The organism is Spirillospora sp. NPDC048911, assembly GCF_043198015.1.
Classification (GTDB): domain Bacteria; phylum Actinomycetota; class Actinomycetes; order Streptosporangiales; family Streptosporangiaceae; genus Spirillospora.
Genome location: NZ_JBICUD010000002.1, coordinates 1351489 through 1369350 on the forward strand (window position 1 = coordinate 1351489; position 17862 = coordinate 1369350).

At 69.4% G+C, this 17862-nt stretch carries 15 protein-coding genes; 13 read left to right on the top strand and 2 right to left on the bottom strand.

Going from position 1 to position 17862, the window contains the following annotated elements:
* Positions 1-51: 51 nt before the first annotated feature.
* The 6 genes from ACGFNU_RS13610 to ACGFNU_RS13635 all read left to right on the top strand — a co-directional run bounded on the left by ACGFNU_RS13610 (position 52) and on the right by ACGFNU_RS13635 (position 5888).
* Entirely contained in the window at positions 52-666 is a 615-nt protein-coding gene (locus ACGFNU_RS13610) for an ANTAR domain-containing response regulator (RefSeq protein WP_392593231.1), read from the top strand.
* A gap of 294 nt (positions 667-960) precedes the next feature.
* On the top strand, positions 961-2121 hold the full coding sequence (locus ACGFNU_RS13615) for a branched-chain amino acid ABC transporter substrate-binding protein (RefSeq protein WP_392593232.1): 1161 nt from the start codon (positions 961-963) through the stop codon (positions 2119-2121).
* Between the two features lie 108 nt (positions 2122-2229).
* Positions 2230-3198, top strand: coding sequence for a branched-chain amino acid ABC transporter permease (locus ACGFNU_RS13620; RefSeq protein WP_392593234.1), 969 nt, complete (start codon positions 2230-2232; stop codon positions 3196-3198).
* Positions 3195-4310 (top strand): branched-chain amino acid ABC transporter permease, encoded by a 1116-nt coding sequence (locus ACGFNU_RS13625; protein WP_392593236.1) that lies wholly within the window; start codon positions 3195-3197, stop codon positions 4308-4310. The genes ACGFNU_RS13620 and ACGFNU_RS13625 overlap by 4 nt, the downstream gene beginning before the upstream one ends.
* Before the next feature lie 80 nt (positions 4311-4390).
* Complete coding sequence (locus ACGFNU_RS13630) at positions 4391-5131, top strand: ABC transporter ATP-binding protein (RefSeq protein ID WP_392593528.1); 741 nt, start codon at positions 4391-4393, stop codon at positions 5129-5131.
* Complete coding sequence (locus ACGFNU_RS13635) at positions 5121-5888, top strand: ABC transporter ATP-binding protein (RefSeq protein WP_392593238.1); 768 nt, start codon at positions 5121-5123, stop codon at positions 5886-5888. Before ACGFNU_RS13630 ends, ACGFNU_RS13635 begins: the two co-directional genes overlap by 11 nt.
* 145 nt (positions 5889-6033) lie before the next feature.
* Here the strand turns inward: ACGFNU_RS13635 and ACGFNU_RS13640 are convergent, their stop codons facing one another.
* Positions 6034-6570, bottom strand: coding sequence for a DUF4352 domain-containing protein (locus ACGFNU_RS13640; RefSeq protein WP_392593240.1), 537 nt, complete (start codon positions 6568-6570; stop codon positions 6034-6036).
* A 179-nt stretch (positions 6571-6749) separates the two neighbouring features.
* On the opposite strand from ACGFNU_RS13640, the gene ACGFNU_RS13645 reads away from it, so the two are divergent.
* On the top strand, positions 6750-7250 hold the full coding sequence (locus ACGFNU_RS13645) for a SigE family RNA polymerase sigma factor (protein WP_392593241.1): 501 nt from the start codon (positions 6750-6752) through the stop codon (positions 7248-7250).
* Positions 7251-7255: 5 nt separating this feature from the next.
* On the top strand, positions 7256-7987 hold the full coding sequence (locus ACGFNU_RS13650) for a hypothetical protein (protein WP_392593243.1): 732 nt from the start codon (positions 7256-7258) through the stop codon (positions 7985-7987).
* 223 nt (positions 7988-8210) lie between these two features.
* On the opposite strand, the gene ACGFNU_RS13655 is transcribed toward ACGFNU_RS13650, so the two are convergent.
* Positions 8211-8564 carry a PaaI family thioesterase gene (locus ACGFNU_RS13655; protein WP_392593529.1) on the bottom strand — a complete coding sequence of 118 codons (354 nt, stop codon included), beginning with the start codon at positions 8562-8564 and terminating at the stop codon, positions 8211-8213.
* A gap of 123 nt (positions 8565-8687) precedes the next feature.
* Here ACGFNU_RS13655 and polA point away from each other — a divergent pair, with 123 nt between their 5' ends.
* From polA to ACGFNU_RS13680, 5 genes are all read left to right on the top strand, one after another.
* The gene (gene polA / locus ACGFNU_RS13660; RefSeq protein ID WP_392593245.1) at positions 8688-11378 is read left to right on the top strand and encodes a DNA polymerase I; all 2691 of its coding nucleotides are present in this window, start codon (positions 8688-8690) and stop codon (positions 11376-11378) included.
* A 600-nt stretch (positions 11379-11978) separates the two neighbouring features.
* A complete protein-coding gene (locus tag ACGFNU_RS13665; RefSeq protein WP_392593247.1) occupies positions 11979-12854 on the top strand; it encodes a polysaccharide deacetylase family protein in 876 nt (291 codons plus the stop codon).
* Between the two features lie 256 nt (positions 12855-13110).
* Entirely contained in the window at positions 13111-14601 is a 1491-nt protein-coding gene (gene rpsA / locus ACGFNU_RS13670) for a 30S ribosomal protein S1 (RefSeq protein WP_392593249.1), read from the top strand.
* 756 nt (positions 14602-15357) lie between these two features.
* Complete coding sequence (locus tag ACGFNU_RS13675; RefSeq protein WP_392593251.1) at positions 15358-17319, top strand: endonuclease/exonuclease/phosphatase family protein; 1962 nt, start codon at positions 15358-15360, stop codon at positions 17317-17319.
* A gap of 36 nt (positions 17320-17355) precedes the next feature.
* A complete protein-coding gene (locus tag ACGFNU_RS13680; RefSeq protein WP_392593252.1) occupies positions 17356-17850 on the top strand; it encodes a GNAT family N-acetyltransferase in 495 nt (164 codons plus the stop codon).
* Positions 17851-17862: the final 12 nt, after the last annotated feature.

Below are 17862 nucleotides of genomic sequence, written 5' to 3' on the forward strand. Positions count from 1 at the left end.
GGGTGATCGCCCTACCTGCCGCTGACCAGAGTAGCGCCTCCCGGTAGTCTCGTGCTCGTGACGGAGAGCGCGCTGCGTGTGGTGATCGCTGAGGACGAGGCACTGATCCGCCTGGACCTCAAGGAGATGTTGCAGGAGGACGGCTACGAGGTCGTCGGCGAGGCCGGGGACGGCGAGACCGCCGTGCGGCTGGCCGGCGAGCTGAAGCCGGACCTGGTGATACTCGACGTCAAGATGCCCGTGCTGGACGGCATCTCGGCGGCCGAGCGGATCTCCGCCGACCGGATCGCGCCGGTGGTCATCCTCACCGCGTTCTCCCAGCGCGAGCTGGTGCAGCGGGCCACCGAGGCGGGGGCCATGGCCTACCTCGTCAAGCCCTTCACCAAGACCGACCTCGCGCCGGCCATCGAGATGGCCGTCAGCCGCTACACCGAGCTGCGCGCGCTCGAGGCCGAGGTCGCCGGCCTCCAGGACCGGCTGGAGACCCGCAAGGTCGTCGACCGCGCCAAGGGCCTGCTCCAGGAGGCCAACGGATGGAGCGAGCCCGAGGCCTTCCGGTGGATCCAGAAGACGTCCATGGACCGCCGCCTGACCATGCGGGCCGTCGCCGACGCCGTCGTCGCCGGTGCTCTGGGCAAGCCCGCCGAGGAACCTCCCACGTCCTGATGGACGGTCGGCAGTTTGTCGGCGAATGTTCGGCGCGCATTCATGGGATGTCTGTGTCGGGTGATAACTTTCTGTAATCAGCCCATGTACGGGCCGGTGTCACATGGGCACGGAGGCGTAACGAAGGGGTAACCCTTCTGCTCTTGGGTGCTGATCTGTGATGTCACATCGGTGTACTACGGACAGGTCCCCGAGTGACCGCTTTCACCCGCTGAGGGCGAAGTCGCGGGGTCAACACTCGTACCCGATCCATTGAGGATCCGGATGGAAAGGTTGGGCACCTTGCGGCGCAACATGATGAGAGTCACCGGAGCGGTGGCGATGAGCGCGGTGCTGGCGCTCGGTGCGAGCGCCTGCGGCGGCGACGACGGTGGTGGCGGCGGCGACACCCTGAACATCGGTTTCATGGGTGACCTTTCGGGTCCGGACTCGGCGATCGTCATCCCGCCGTTCAACGGCGCGCAGCTGGCGATCGACCAGTACAACGCGACGAACCCGAAGAAAAAAGTCAAGCTGATCCGTTATGACACGCAGGGCAAGGAGAACCAGGCCGCGGCCCTGGCTCCCAAGGCGATCAAGGACGACAAGATCGTCGCCATGATCGGCCCGGCGTTCTCCGGTGAGTCCAAGGCCGCCAACGGCATCCTGGACAAGGGCAAGGTCCCGAGCATCACGCCGTCGGCGACCAACCCCGACCTGTCCAAGGCGGGTCACAAGTACTGGCACCGCCTGGTCGCCACCGACCAGGCCCAGGGCACCGGCATCGCCGAGGCCCTGATCAAGGCCAAGTCGCCGAAGAAGGCCTACGTCATCAACGGCAAGAAGGCCTACAGCGTCGGCATCGGCGACTTCGCCTTCCAGGCGTTCAAGGCCAAGGGCATTCCCACCGAGCGCGACCAGATCGACGAGACGGCGTCGGACTTCTCCTCGACCGTCACCAAGGTCAAGGCGGCCAATCCGGACGTCATCTTCTACGGCGGCTACTACTCCGAGGGCGGCAAGCTCCTCAAGCAGCTGCGCGACGGCGGTGTGACCGCGCTCTTCGCCTCCGGTGACGGTTCGCTGGACGCCAAGCTGGTCGAGGCGGCCGGTGCCAAGCAGGCCGAGAACGCCCTGCTGGGCTGCCCCTGCTTCATCCCGTTCGGCGAGCAGACCGACCCGACGCTGGTGAAGTTCGTGGCGGACTACAAGGCGAAGGTGAACACCACCCCGGCGATCTACTCGACCGAGGGCTACGACGCCGCGACGGCCTTCACCGCGGCGATCAAGGCCGGCAACGAGACCGGTGAGAAGATCAACACCTTCCTGTCGACCTACACGGCGAAGGGTGTCTCCAAGCAGGTCAAGTGGGGTCCGGACGGCGAGCTGGCCGAGACCACGATCCACCTGTACCAGGTTCAGGGCGGAGCCATCAAGTGGCTCGGCAAGACCGACGAGGCCAAGCCGAAGGGCTGATTCGGCCCAGTTGCCACGCATGTGACGGCGCCGAGGCGGGAGCGCTACCGCGCTCCCGCCTCTGTCAGTCGGACGGCTGACCGCCGTCCCCGTCTTGAAGGCGATCCATTGCTCAACGACTTCATCAATCAGTTCTGGCCGTCCACAGTGGGCGGCCTGACCGTCGGGGCCATCTACGCGCTGATCGCGCTCGGCTACACGATGGTCTACGGCGTGCTGCGCCTGATCAACTTCGCGCACTCCGAGATCTTCATGATCGGCACGATCGGTGCGCTGTTCACGGTGACGGAGCTCCTGAACGTCACCTCTCCCTACAGCGGTTTCGCGCTGCTCGGCGTGCTGCTGCTGCTCATGGTCGTCGCGATGGCGGCCTCCGGCGGCGCGGCGGTCCTCCTGGAGGTCGTCGCCTATCGTCCGCTCCGGAGAAAGGGCGCCTCGCGGCTGGCCGCGCTGATCTCCGCGATCGGCGCCTCCTTCTTCCTGCAGGAGCTGTTCGCCCTGCAGGTCATCCCCAAGCTCTTCGACCGGCCCGAGGGCCGCAACCAGGTCGGCGTGCCCCGGATCGTCGAGCGCGACAAGCTCTTTGAGATCTTCGGCGCCACCGTGCGGCTGGACCACGTGATCGTCATCGTCGCCTCGGTGGTCATGATGATCGCGCTCGACCAGTTCGTGAGCCGGACCAAGGTCGGACGCGGCATCCGGGCGACGGCGCAGGACCCCGAGACGGCGGTCCTGATGGGCGTCAACATCGACACGATCGTGCGCACCACGTTCCTGCTGGGCGGCGCCATGGCCGGTGTCGCCGCGGTGCTGTACGTCGTCGAGTTCGAGCTGACGGTCTACAACGTCGGCTTCGTGCTGGGCGTCAAGGCGTTCACCGCCGCCGTGCTCGGCGGCATCGGAAACCTGCGCGGCGCGCTGCTCGGCGGGTTCGCGCTGGGACTGATCGAGAACTGGGGCGCGATCTTCTTCGGCTCCGATTGGAAGGACGTCATCGCCTTCACCGTTCTCGTGGTCATCCTCATGTTCCGTCCCACCGGTCTTCTCGGTGAATCTCTCCAGCAGGCGCGCGCATGAACCTCAAGCAGACTTTCAGTGCAAGGAGCGGCCTGTCCGACCGGATCCGCGACTGGTGGGCCGACGCGCCCCACTACGTGCGATGGCTGGTCTACCTGCTGCTGCTCCTCTTCGTGCTCTTCGTCCTGCCCACCGAGGGCGTCGCGAACATCATGTCGCCGGAGACCGACTGGATCACCACGCTGTGGGACCCGATCGGCATCTACATCCTGCTGGCGCTCGGCCTCAACATCGTGGTCGGCCAGGCCGGCCTGCTCGACCTCGGCTACGTGGCGTTCTTCGCCATCGGTGCCTACAGCGTGGGCGTGCTCGGCGGCAAGCACGGCTGGCCGTTCTGGGGCACGGTCGTGGCCGCGCTCGTCATCGCCGCGGCCTCCGGGATCATCCTCGGCGCGCCGACGCTGCGGCTGCGCGGCGACTATCTCGCGATCGTGACGCTGGGCTTCGGTGAGATCATCCGCATCGTCGCGCGGAACACCACCGCGATCGGCGACTCGCGCGGCATCTCCGACCTGCCCCGGCCGCCGACGATGTTCGGCCTCGACTTCAACGACGTGCTGGACGTCAAGCCGTTCTACTACCTCATCGTGGCGATGATCGTCGTGGTCATCATCGTCTCGATCCGGCTCAACAACAGCCGGGTCGGCCGGTCGTGGGCCGCGATCCGCGAGGACGAGGACGCCGCCGAGCTGATGGGCGTGCCGACGTTCAAGTTCAAGCTGCTCGCGTTCTTCGTCGGCGCCATGGTCGGCGGCCTGGCGGGCACCGGGCAGATGGGCGGCCCGCAGGGCTACATCCAGCCGGAGAACTTCCCGTTCATCCTGTCGGCGACCATCCTGGTCTGTGTGGTCTTCGGTGGTTCGGGCAACATCCCGGGTGTGATCCTGGGCGCGTTCATCATCGCCTGGCTGCCGGAGCGGTTCCGGTTCCTGGACGACTACCGCTACATGCTGTTCGGCGCCGTGCTGGTGATCATGATGATCGTCCGGCCCGAGGGCCTGCTGCCGTCCCGGCAGCGCAAGGCCGAGATGCAGGAGGGCTCCGGCGGCATGGGCTCCATGGGCGCCGAGGTGGCCACGCCGACGACCGCGGCTCCGGAGGTGGGCAAGTGAGCGACGTGAGCACCGAGAGCGCGCCCGGGGCGCCCGCCCAGGGCGCGGCGGCCCCGCTGCTGGAGCTGCGCGACGTCACGATGCGGTTCGGCGGCGTCGTGGCGCTCAAGAAGGTCGCCTTCAACGTCAACAAGGGCGAGATCTTCGCGCTGATCGGCCCGAACGGCGCCGGCAAGACCACGGTGTTCAACGTGACCACCGGCGTCTACAAGCCGACCGAGGGCGCGATCGTCTTCGACGGCCAGCGCATCAGCGGCATGAAGCGGTTCAAGGTCACCAAGCGCGGTGTCGCCCGTACGTTCCAGAACATCCGGCTGTTCCACAACATGTCGGCGCTCGAGAACGTGATGGTCGGCGCCGACGCCAACCACAAGACCGGCGCGATCGGGGCGATCCTCGGCCTGCCCTGGCACTACAAGGAGGAACGCCAGGGCCGCGAGCTCGCCCGCGAGCTGCTGGAGTTCGTGGGCATCGGCCACCGGTCCGAGGAGACGGCCAAGAACCTGCCGTACGGCGACCAGCGGCGGCTGGAGATCGCCCGCGCGCTGGCGACCGACCCGAAGCTGCTGCTGCTCGACGAGCCCGCGGCGGGCATGAACCCCGCCGAGAAGGTCGCGCTGCAGGGGCTCATCCGCAAGATCCGCGACTCCGGCCGCACCGTCCTGCTCATCGAGCACGACATGGGCCTGGTGATGAACATCGCCGACCGGCTCGCGGTCCTGGACTTCGGCGAGAAGATCGCCGAGGGGCTGCCCTCGGAGGTCCAGAGCAACCCGAAGGTGATCGAAGCGTATTTGGGGGCTCCCGCCGATGCTTCTTGAGATCGAGGACATCTACGTCCACTACGGCAAGATCGAAGCGCTCAAGGGCGTGTCGCTGCAGGTCGATGAGGGTGAGATCGTCACCCTCATCGGCGCCAACGGCGCGGGCAAGAGCACCACGCTGAAGACGATCTCCGGGCTGCGCCCGCTGACGTCCGGCCGGGTCACCTTCGACGGCAAGGACATCAGCAAGGTCCCGGGCCACAAGCGGGTGCTGCTGGGCATCGGCCAGTCGCCGGAAGGCCGGGGCATCTTCCCCGGCATGACGGTCGAGGAGAACCTCCACATGGGCGCCTACGCCCGCAAGGGGGACCTCACCAAGGACCTGGCCGAGGTGTACGACCTGTTCCCGCGGCTCGGCGAGCGCAAGAAGCAGGCGGGCGGCACCATGTCCGGCGGCGAGCAGCAGATGCTGGCCATCGGCCGCGCGCTGATGACCAAGCCCAAGGTGCTGCTGCTCGACGAGCCCTCGATGGGCCTGGCGCCCATGCTGATCCAGCAGATCTTCAAGATCATCGAGGAGATCAACCGGCGTGGCACCACCGTGCTGGTGGTCGAGCAGAACGCCCAGCAGGCGCTCTCGCTGGCCCACCGCGCGTACGTGATCGAGACCGGCAAGGTCGTCAAGTCCGCGCCCGCCGCGGACCTGCTGACCGACCCCGAGGTCCGGGCCGCCTACCTCGGTGGCGACCTGGCCGTGGACGAGGCCGCGGACGATACCGCCGTCGACTCGACCCCACGGAACGGCCAGGAGTAGCAGCTCGACCGGAAGCCGTGGTCGCGCGGAGGAGAAGCTCCTCTGCGAGGTCACGGCTTTCGTCATACCAGACAGTCCTTCCGCCAGGGCACGCGAAGGTCCCGTCAGGCAGGGCGAAGCTCTCAGCGGGGCAGGTGGAGGCCGGTCAGGGGAGGCGGAGGTCGGTGCCTTCCTCGTCCTTCATGTCGGTGAGCGTGGAGCCGCCGTAGAGACGCAGCGCCGTGGGCTTGGCGGCGGCCGGGATGTCGTACCAGAGGTCGAACTCCACGCGCATCGCGGCGCCCAGGTCGAACTTGAACGGCTGCCGCTTGACGATCATCGCGTCGTAGTCCGGCTTGCTGCTCGCCCCGTCCGAGGAGAGCAGCCGCTGCTTGTTCACGTCCACGAGCGTCGTGGTGCGGCCGTTGTTGACCATCACGAGCCGGACCCGCACGAACTTGCCCCGGGCCTTCACGTTGGCGTGACTGCCGGTGATCTCCGGCATGACGGTGAACCCGATCACGCTGAACGAGGTGTCCCCGTCCGACACCGGGGCGAGCTTCAGCGCCTTCTCGTCGGGCCGCACCGGCCGCGGTGACAGCTCGTACGTGGGAGCCGACTCGGGGGAGTCGTCGTCCCCGGAGCATCCCGCGGTCGAGGCCAGCACGATTCCGAGGGCCGCCGCAGCAGCGATCAAGCGCATGACGCGACGGTAGGCAGCGTCCGGTTCAGGCAGGAACACCGGAGACCCTTTTGCAACCGAACCGCAACCGGTGACCGTCCATAGCCGGTCACAGTGAAAAAAGCGGCACCCGCCGGGCAACCCCCGGGCGCCGGTCGGCGTAATAGATCCCGAGAACCGGCGGACGGGGAGGGCGGGACGTGGCGGACCGGTCTGACTATCCGGAGTTCGTTGCCTCGCGCGGGGAGGCCCTCCTGCTGACCGCCTACCTGCTGACGCGCGACTGGGCGACCGCCGAGGACCTGCTCCAGGAGGCGCTGGTGAAGACGTGGCGGGCCTGGCCGAGGCTGACGGAGTCGCCCGACGCGTACGTGCGCAAGGTGGTGGTGACCACGTACATCTCCTGGTGGCGCCGGTGGGGCGGCGAGCGTCCCTCCGACGACCTGCCCGAACGGATGGACGGCCTCGACGCGTACCGCGGCTACGACGACCGCGACGCGATCTGGCGGGCGGTGGGCAGGCTGCCGCGCCGGCAGCGCGCGGTCCTGGTGCTCCGCTACTACGAGGGCCTCACGTGCGCGGAGGCGGCGGAGATCCTGGGCTGTACGGAGGGGACCGTCAAGAGCCAGACGAGCAAGGCCCTGGCCAAGCTCCGGGCGGACGACTCGATCGTTCCCGTTCCCGTCATCGAGGGGGCCTGAGCCGGATGGCGACGACCGAGGAGGAACTGCTGCGCAGGGCGTTCGAGGATCGCCGCGGCGACGCGCCCGCGCCGAACGCGGACCGGGTGCTCCAAGTGCGGGGGCGCATCCGGCGCGCACGCCGGCGTCGGGCCGCCGCCGGCGTCGCCGGTTCGCTCGCGCTGCTCGGAGTGGCGGGCGCGGTCGTGCTGCCGCTCACGCAGCGGGACGCGGCCGATCGTTCGACCGCGGCGGCGGCGCCCGCGTTCGGGGCGGGGCCGGGCCGCCTGCTGGCCTCGGCGATCATCACCTGGCCGCGGGGCGGGACCTCGTCCATGCGGGTGCGCCGCGTGGACGAGCCGCTCAGGTTGCGCCTGGCATGCAACAACTACCAGGAGGCGTTCGCCGATCTCAACATCTCGGTCGAGGGGGAGAACACGGGCCCGTACCACCGCATGCTGCCCTGCCTGGGAGGGAAGGGGCAGGACACGGAGGCCTTGCTTCCTGTGCCTCGCGGAACGACGGTGCTCCTGGAGACATGGGCCACCGTCCCCGACAGCGCCATGCCGACTCCGGAGGAGGCGATGGACGGGGGGCCGCGGCGGCCCCGCGCGCTGCGCCTGGGCGTCTTCGAGTCGAGCGGGCCGCTGTCGGACAGCAGCGACACGGTCACCTTGGAGACTCCGCCGAGCGGGCGGGACCTCGACCCGCTGCCCACCTGCTATCCGGACGGCGACCCACGGTGTCTCCCGGGCTGAACATGCCGCCACTCCGGCTCAACGTGCCGCCACCCGGGCTGAACAGTGGAGCCACCCCGGGCCGAACATGGTTCGGGCCCGGGATCACCTTTGGGGCCGTACGGGTCTTCCCCGGACGCGCACGTTGTCTACTCAGTGATCCCGGGCCGTTCCAATCCACGCTACCGACGGTTCAGGGCCGACCGCAAAGGAAGTGCGGACTTGACCCGGGAAAGATCGGCTGTCAGGACGCGGGGGCGTCCCGGAGCATGCATGTGAGGCGTGCGGTGCAGACCCGGCGGTCCTGCTCGTCGCTGATCGCGATGTCGAACGTGGCGAGGGTGCGGCCGACGTGGACCCGGGTGGCGACGGCGGTGACGAAGCCCTCGGTGGCGCCGCGGTGGTGGGTGGCGTTGATCTCGATGCCGACGGCGATCCGGCCCTCGCCCGCGCTGAGCGCGGCGCCGACCGAGCCGACCGACTCGGCCAGGACGCAGGAGGCCCCGCCGTGCAGGAGGCCGTAGGGCTGGGTGTTGCCCTTGACCGGCATGCGGCCGACGACGCGCTCCGGCGTGGCTTCGAGGTACTCGACCCCCATCGCCTGCGCCAGATCGCCGTGGGCGTCGATCCCGCGTTCGTTCAGGAACTTCGCCCGCTGATCGCCGGTGTCAGTCACGTATGCCTCCCTCAAACTGTCGTACGGGCAGACTAGAGTCCTGGTGTGGCGAACGAACCATCGACCCCTGACAAGCGGCTCCTCCTTCTCGACGGGCATTCCCTGGCCTACCGGGCGTTCTTCGCGCTCCCCGTCGAGAACTTCTCGACGACCGACGGGCAGCCGACCAACGCGGTCTACGGCTTCACCTCGATGCTGATCAACGTGCTGCGCGACGAGCAGCCGACGCACATCGCGGTGGCGTTCGACCGGTCGGAGCCGACGTTCCGGCACGAGCAGTACGTCGAGTACAAGGCCGGCCGGCAGAAGACCCCCGACGAGTTCCGCAGCCAGATCAGCCTCATCCACGAGGTGCTGGACGCGCTGCGCATCCCGCGCCTGTCGGTGGCGGGGTTCGAGGCCGACGACGTCATAGCCACGCTCGCCACCCAGTCCACCGCGGCTGGCATGAAGACGCTCATCGTCACCGGTGACCGCGACGCGTTCCAGCTGGTCAACGACGACGTCACGATCCTCTACCCGATCCGGGGCGTGTCGGAGCTGGGCCGTTACGACCCGGCCGCGGTCGAGGCCAAGTACGGCGTCCCGCCCGAGCGTTACCGTGAGCTGGCCGCGCTCGTCGGCGAGAGCAGCGACAACCTGCCGGGCGTGCCCGGCGTCGGGCCCAAGACCGCCGCCAAGTGGCTGGCCAAGTACGGCGGCCTGGACGAGCTCGTCGCGCACGTCGACGAGATCAAGGGCAAGGCGGGCGAGAACCTGCGCGAGCACCTCGGTGACGTGCTGCGCAACCAGCAGCTCAACAAGCTCGACTGCGAGGTCGGGCTCGAACTCACCCCGCCGCAGCTGTCGATGGGCCAGTGGGACCGCGACGAGATCCACGCCCTCTTCGACTCGCTGCAGTTCCGGGTGCTGCGCGAGCGCCTCTACTCCTCCCTCTCGGCGCCCGAGCCGGAGGCCGACGAGGGCTTCGAGATCGAGCTCGCCCAGCTGGAGCCCGGCGCCCTCGGCTCCTGGCTGCACGACAACGCGACGACCGCCGACCGCCTCGGCATCGCCGTCACCGGCACCTGGGGCCGCGGCACCGGCGAGCTGACGGCCCTGGCGCTCGCCTCCAAGAAGGGCCCGGCGGTCTCGCTCGACCCGGCCGAGCTGATCGAGGACGACGAGCGCGCGCTCGCCGGCTGGCTGGCCGACCCGTCCCGTCCCAAGGCCATGCACGAGGCCAAGGGCCCCATGCTGGCCTTCCACGCCCGTGGCCTCACCCTCGAGGGCCTCACCAGCGACACCGCGCTCGCCGCCTACCTGGCGCTGCCCGGCCAGCGCACGTTCGACCTGGCCGACCTCGCCCTGCGCTACCTCCACCGCGAGCTGCGCAGCGAGACCGAGGATTCCGGCCAGCTGACCCTCGACGGCTCCGGCGAGGAAGAGGCCGCCAACGACCTGGCCGTGCGCGCCCGCGCCGTGGCGGAGCTGGCCGACGTCTTCGACAAGGACCTCGAGAAGCGCGGCGCCACCCGCCTCCTGCACGAGGTCGAGCTGCCCCTCGTCCGCGTCCTGGCCGACATGGAGCGAGCGGGCATCGCCGTCGACGCCGACCACCTGGCGAACCTCTCCGCCTCCCTCGGCGGCCAGGTCAAGGAGACCGAGCAGCAGGCCCACGACGCGGTCGGCCACGAGTTCAACCTCGGCTCGCCCAAGCAGGTCCAGCAGGTGCTGTTCGAAGAGCTGTCGCTCCCCAAGACCAAGCGCACCAAGACCGGCTACACCACCGACTCCGAGGCGCTGACCAACCTGCTCGCCAAGGACGGTCACCCCGTCCTGGAGCACATCCTGCGCTGGCGCGAGGTGGCCAAGCTCAAGAGCATCGTCGACTCGCTCATCCCGATGGCCGACGACGCCGGGCGCATCCACACCACGTTCAACCAGATGGTCGCCGCCACCGGCCGGCTGTCCTCCACCGACCCCAACCTGCAGAACATCCCGATCCGCACCGCCGAGGGCCGCCAGATCCGCGAGGCGTTCGTCGTCGGCGCCGGCCACGAGTCGCTCATGACCGCCGACTACAGCCAGATCGAGCTGCGGATCATGGCGCACCTCTCCGAGGACCAGGCGCTCCTCGACGCCTTCTCCTCCGGTGCCGACTTCCACACCATCACCGCGTCCCGGGTGTTCGACCTGCCCGCCGACCAGATCGACTCCGAGCTGCGCGCCCGCATCAAGGCGATGAACTACGGCCTCGCCTACGGCCTCTCCGCCTTCGGCCTGTCGCAGCAGCTGCGCATCTCGCCCGACGAGGCGCGCGGCCTCATGGAGGAGTACTTCCAGCAGTTCGGCGGCGTCCGCGACTACCTGCAGAACGTCGTCGCCAAGGCCCGCCAGGACGGCTACACCGAGACCATCCTCGGCCGCCGCCGCTACCTGCCCGACCTCAACTCCGACAACCGCCAGCGCCGCGAGATGGCCGAACGCATGGCCCTCAACGCTCCCATCCAGGGCTCCGCGGCCGACATCGTCAAGGTCGCGAGCCTCAACGTCGACCGCGCCCTGCGCGCCCACGGCCTCGCGTCCCGCATGCTCCTCCAGGTCCACGACGAGCTCGTCTTCGAGGTCGCCGCGGGCGAGCAGGACGAGCTCCAGGCCCTCGTCCGCGAGCAGATGACCGGCGCCTACGAGCTCAAGGCCCCCCTGGAGATCTCCACCGGCACCGGCCGCACCTGGCAAGACGCTGCACATTAATTAATTCTTTTACGGCCTTGGCCCCCGAGCCTGGCGGCTCGGGGGCCAAACCGCAAAAGCTGCGGCCAAGCGAGGCTTGTCCCTTGAAAGGGCGGCTGGGCGGGGGGTGCAGTGGGAGGGAATGCGCATCGCTTCGCGATCTCTCGTGAAGCTTCGCCTTCGGCTGGCTTCACGACCCGTTAACGCATTCGCGTGACGGCTGAGCGGGCTGCCACGGTGCCCTGGCGGTGGTGAGTGAGGGGCAGGCGGCGGCTGTCGGGTTGCGGCCCCGGGCCCCTTGTGCGTGGGGGGTTCTGCGGGCCTAGGCTGGTTCTGGTCGTGTCCGTGCCGATCGACGGGAGGCTCGTGCCAACCCTCCACAAGCTCGCCGGTTTTCTGATCGTTTGTGCGGTGGTCCTCGGGCTCACTCTCCCCGAGCGGGACGAGAGACCCCGGGCGGATGCTACGCAGGCGGCGCAGCGGGCCAAGGCCTCGCAAGGCGCCACGGTCACGGCCACCGCCACGGCCAGTGCGGCGCCCGCGGGGACACGGAGTGCGTCTCCGTCTCCCTCGCCGACGGCCACGGGGCCGGTCAAGATCGGGGCGGCGAGTCCGGCGGCGGTGTCGGCCAAGGCCAACGAGCTGGGCGAGATCCCGGTGCTCATGTACCACCGGATCATGAAGAAGGCCGAGCTGTCGCTGGACCGGTCGACCAAGGAGCTGCGGGACGAGCTGACCCGGCTCGCCGAGGAGGGCTACGTCCCCATCACGGCGGCCGAGCTGGTGAGCGGGCGGATCGACGTGCCGCTGGGCAAGCATCCGGTGGTGCTGACGTTCGACGACAGCACGCCCGGTCACTTCGGGCTGGACGAGCGGGGCAATCCCAAGCCCGACACGGCGGTGGCCATCCTGCTGGAGGTCGCGGCGAAGTTCCCTGGGTTCCGGCCGGTCGCGACGTTCTATCTGAACGAGGACCTCTTCCAGATGGGGGACCAGGCGGGCGCGGGGCTCAAGTGGCTCCAGCAGCACGGATTCGAGCTCGGCAACCACACGGTGAGCCATCCGGATCTCTCGCAGCTCTCCAAGAAGGAGGTCCAGAAGGAGATCGGCGGGATGGAGAGCACGATCCTCTCGTTGACGGGGACGCACACGACGACCTTCGCCTACCCGTTCGGCGCGGTGCCCGAGAAGCGGTCCTGGGCGCAGAAGCAGGACGGGGAGTACGACTTCAAGGGCGTCCTCCTGGCCGGCTGGAAGCCCTCGGACTCGCCGTTCGACAAGGACTTCGACCGGTTCGCGATCTTGAGGGTGCGCTCGGAGGGCAAGATCAAGGAGAATGACTGCCGGGAGTACTGCTCGACCGCCTGGCTGGACCGGCTCGACAAAGATCCTGACACGCGGTACACATCGGACGGCGATCCGAATACCATTTCGTTCCCGGCGTCGGACGAGAGGTCGCTCGCCAAGGAATACCGGATTTATGGGCGTTCCTACTGAGTTTCGGGTGGCTGCGGGGCCTGACCCCGCCCCCTCCGATTGACCCCACGTGTCTCGTCCCATATCCTGATCGCTGCGCTGTGGGCTTGCACGTGCTTCAGACAGAGCAGGCTCGCGCTCGGTCAGGTCGTTGACTTCGGTTCGGTTCACCGGCGTAGCTCAGGCTGCGTCCCTTCCCGGTCCTCGGCAGGGCGGATATAAGGCCCTCCGCGCATCATGACACCTACGCATGTCCGTATCCGGAGTCAGCCGACACATGACGAGCAGCACCGAGGCCACCTCGACCACCCCGCAGGTAGCGGTCAACGACATCGGTTCCGAGGAAGCATTCCTCGCAGCGATCGATGAGACCATCAAGTACTTCAACGACGGCGACATCGTCGAAGGCACCGTCGTCAAGGTCGATCGTGACGAGGTCCTCCTCGACATCGGCTACAAGACCGAGGGTGTCATTCCCTCTCGCGAGCTCTCCATCAAGCACGATGTCGACCCCAACGAGGTCGTCACCGTCGGAGACCACGTCGAGGCCCTCGTCCTCCAGAAGGAGGACAAGGAAGGCCGTCTGATCCTGTCCAAGAAGCGCGCTCAGTACGAGCGGGCCTGGGGCACGATCGAAAAGATCAAGGACGAGGACGGCATCGTCACCGGGACCGTCATCGAGGTCGTCAAGGGCGGCCTCATCCTCGACATCGGCCTGCGCGGCTTCCTGCCCGCCTCCCTCGTGGAGATGCGCCGGGTCCGCGACCTGCAGCCCTACGTCGGCCGCGAGCTCGAAGCCAAGATCATCGAGCTGGACAAGAACCGCAACAACGTGGTCCTGTCCCGCCGCGCCTGGCTGGAGCAGACCCAGAGCGAGGTCCGCCAGACCTTCCTCAACACCCTCCAGAAGGGCCAGGTCCGCAAGGGCGTGGTCTCCTCGATCGTCAACTTCGGTGCGTTCGTGGACCTGGGCGGCGTCGACGGACTGGTGCACGTCTCCGAGCTGTCCTGGAAGCACATCGACCACCCGTCCGAGGTCGTCGAGGTGGGCCAGGAGGTCACGGTCGAGGTCCTGGACGTCGACATGGAGCGCGAGCGCGTCTCCCTGTCGCTCAAGGCGACCCAGGAAGACCCGTGGCAGCAGTTCGCCCGGACCCACCAGATCGGCCAGGTCGTGCCCGGCCGCGTCACCAAGCTGGTGCCGTTCGGCGCGTTCGTCCGCGTCGAGGAGGGCATCGAGGGCCTGGTGCACATCTCCGAGCTGGCCGAGCGCCACGTGGAGATCCCCGAGCAGGTCGTCCAGGTCGGCGACGAGATCTTCGTGAAGATCATCGACATCGACCTCGACCGGCGCCGCATCAGCCTGTCGCTCAAGCAGGCCAACGAGGGCGTCGTCGTCGAGGAAGAGGAGTTCGACCCGACCCTGTACGGCATGCCCGCCGAGTACGACGACCAGGGCAACTACAAGTACCCCGAGGGCTTCGACGCCGACACCGGCGAGTGGCTCGAGGGCTTCGACGAGCAGCGCGAGACCTGGGAGCGGCAGTACGCCGAGGCCCGCTCGCGGTTCGACGCGCACCGCAAGCAGATCGAGGACGCCCGCAAGGCCGAGGCTGAGGCCGAGGCCACCGGCGGGACGACCACGGTCGGCGGCGGCGGCGAGACCTCGTACTCCGGTGGCGGCGACGACGCCGACACCGCCGGTGGCGCCCTCGCCACCGACGAGGCCCTCGCGGCACTGCGCGAGAAGCTCTCCGGCGGCCAGTAAGCCGGGCGGGGGCCCAAACCCCCACCCGGCCAAGCGCCGGTCGGTGACTTGAAATCACGGCCGGAGGGAGATCCCCAGGATCCCCCTCCGGCCGTGACGCGTTTCCGCCCCAAGCCGCCCCGCCCCACTCGCCCCTCTGCCACACGCCGCCCTTTGCACGCTGCCCTGCAGTGTGCCGCTCTGCTACGTGCCGCCCTTTGCGCGCCGCTCGCCATGGCCGCCGCCCTTGCAGTGTGCCGCTCGCCTCGGGCGCCGCTGTGCTGCGCGTTGCTTGCCGCGCGGCGCCCTGTTGCGCGCCGCGCGCCATGGGCGCCACTCTGATGCGCCCTGTTCTGCCGCCCTTTGCGCGGAGCTCTGCTGTGTACCGCTCGCCAGGGGCGCCGTCGTGCTGCGCGTTGCTCTGCCACATGCCGCCTGCTATGTGGTGCTTTGCCGCGCGCCGCCCTTTGCGCGCTGTCCTGCTGTGTGCTGCTGGCCACAGGCGCCGCCTTGCTGCGCGTTGCTTTGCTGTGAGCTGCTCTGGCGCACTGCTTTTGTTGCGTGCCGGTCTGGCGCGGGGTGGTTTGTTGCGTGCTGCTTGTCGGGGTGGCTGTTTTGGGGCTTGTCCTGGCGGGCTGGTCGGCGCGCTTTTCGACCCGTCGTGGTGGTTGCCGATACCCTCGGGTTCCGGTCTCGTGATCCGCGGCCCCCGATCCCGGGGCCGATCCCGGGGCCCGGCCCCTCGTACCCGCCCGTCGTCCGGAGCAGCTGTTTCCCTTGGCCAGTACAGACGTTGGAACCAAGACCGGTGGCCCCACGCAGCCGGCCGGTCCCTCGATCGTTCCGCAGGGCCCGGCGCGGCTCGCGCTGATCGCGATCACGGTCGCCGTGCTCGCCCAGACCCTGCGCTTCTCGCTTCCCCAGCTCGACCGGTTCGCCGACACCGCGGGCACCGGCGCGGCCGCCGCGGTCGTGGTGCTGGTCTATCTGGCGGGCTTCCTCAGCCCGCTGATCCGGCGGGCGGCCGGGCCGCAGGGCCTGCTGCTGGTGGGTGTCGGCGGGCTGTTCGCCGTACGGCTGCTCGCCCAGGCCCTGACGCCGCAGTTGTGGCTGGCGTTCCTCGGCACGGCCATCGGCATGATCGCGATGGCGGCGCTGTACGAGGGCGCCCGGGGGCTGTCGGGCGTCGGCTTCGCCACGGCGGCGGTCGCGGGCCTCGCGGTCGACTCCGCCGTCCGGATGGCGTTCGCGACCTGGGATCCGGCCTGGCGCTCGGGCGTCTGGCCATGGCTGGCCTGCGTGCTCTACGTCGGCCTGGGCGCCCTCGCGCTCTACCGCGAGATGTCGTCCGGCCCAGTGGCGGCGCCCGGCATCTCCTGGCGGGACGCGATGGGCGCGGCGGCGCTCGGCCCGTTCCTGGCGCTGCAGATCCTTATTTTGTCGAGCCCGGCGTTCGTCGCGTCCTCCGGCTGGCAGTCGCTCGTCGGCGCGCACGCCGTGATCGTCGCCGGCCAGGGGCTGGCGCTGGCGTTCCTGGCTTCCGGTCTCGCGGTACGTGCCGTCCCGGGCGGCGTCTGCGTGCTCGGCGGCACGCTGCTCGGGGTGGGCGCCGGGGCGATCGCCGGCACGTACGCGGTCGCCGGCATCGAGATCGTCCCCGTTGTGATCGTCGGCCAGGTGCTGGCGGCGTGGCTGCTCGCGGTCGCCTGCCGGGCCCCGCTGCGCCGCGCGGGCGCCGGCGGGCCGGTGTGGCGGATCGACGCCGGCGCGGCCATCGGCGGCCTCCTCATCGCGCTGATCCTCATTCCGTACCAGGTCAGCGCCGTCACGCCGCTGCCGCTGCCCAACAACGTGATGCCCGGTCTGGCCGGGATCCTGCTGGGGGCGCTCGCCGCGATCGCCGCCGCGCGCGGCGGCCCGCTGCCCGCCCGCGCGCCGCTGCGGGCGGTCACCGCCGGCGCCGCCTCGCTCGGCCTGCTGCTGGGCACCGCGATCTTCGCGGTCGCCACGCCGAAGAAGGAGGCCCGCGCGGCCACTCCCGGCCAGGTCCGCGTCGTCACCTACAACATCCACGACGCCGTCAGCCAGAAGGGCCGGCTCGACCCCGAGGGCATCGCCACGACCATCGAGGCGCAGAAGGCCGACGTCGTCCTGCTCCAGGAGGCCAGCCGGGGCTCCCTGCTGTCGGGCACCACCGACGTGGGCGTCTGGCTGTCGCGCCGGCTCGGCATGAAGCTGCTGTGGGGCCCGGCCGCCGACGGCCAGTTCGGCAACGCGATCCTCACCTCGCTGCCCGTGAAGAAGTCCGGCACCGGCCGGATGTCCAAGGGCGACTGGTCGCAGATCCGCGGGTTCGTGTGGGCGCGCCTCGGCGTCGGCGACACCTCGATCGACGTCTGGTCGACGCATCTGGAGGGCGGCGCCGACCAGAGCGACGAGCGCATCCGCGAGGTGAGCGCGCTGCTGCGGAGCTGGGGTGGCGCGCCCCGGACGATCATCGGCGGCGACATGAACGCCCAGCCGGGCAGCCCGGAGATCAGCCGGCTGCTGGAGGGCAACGGCGGCAGCGCCGAGCTGCGCAGCGCCGCGATGGGCGACTCCACGGCGACGACGGCCGACGGCGAGCGGATCGACTGGATCATCGGCACCGACGACCTGGTGTTCGACGACTACTCGGTGGGCCGTTCCGACGCGTCCGATCACTATCCCGTCGGAGTGACCGTCCGGATCGGGCGCTGAGCAGACCGGCGGCGGGAGCCCCGGTAAGGTCGCCTCATGAACGCAGAGGACGTCAGGATCGAGCCTGCGGAGCCCGCCGACGCCGGCGAGATCCTGACCGTGCAGCGGGCCGCGTACGTCAGCGAGGCGCAGCTGTACGGCGACCCCTTCATCCCGCCGCTGGTCGAGTCGCAGGAGCAGCTCCGCAAGATGCTGGGCGCCGACTCGGTGGTGCTCAAGGCCGTGGCGGGACAGCGGCTGGTCGGAGCCGTGCGCGCCCAGTTCAGCGACCACACGTGCCTGATCGGCCGGCTCGTGGTGGTGCCCGACATGCAGGGCCGCGGCATCGGCCGGCGGCTCATGGAGGCGCTCGAACGCGAGGTCATCGCCCGCGCCGACGCGTGCGTGCTGTTCACCGGGCACCTCAGCGACGGCAACCTGCGGCTCTACCGCCGGCTGGGCTACGCCGAGACCCACCGTGAACGGGTCGCCGCGCACCTCACCCTCGTGCACATGCGCAAGCCGCTCGTGCCCGCCGCCCAGGAGGCCTGATCCCGACATGTT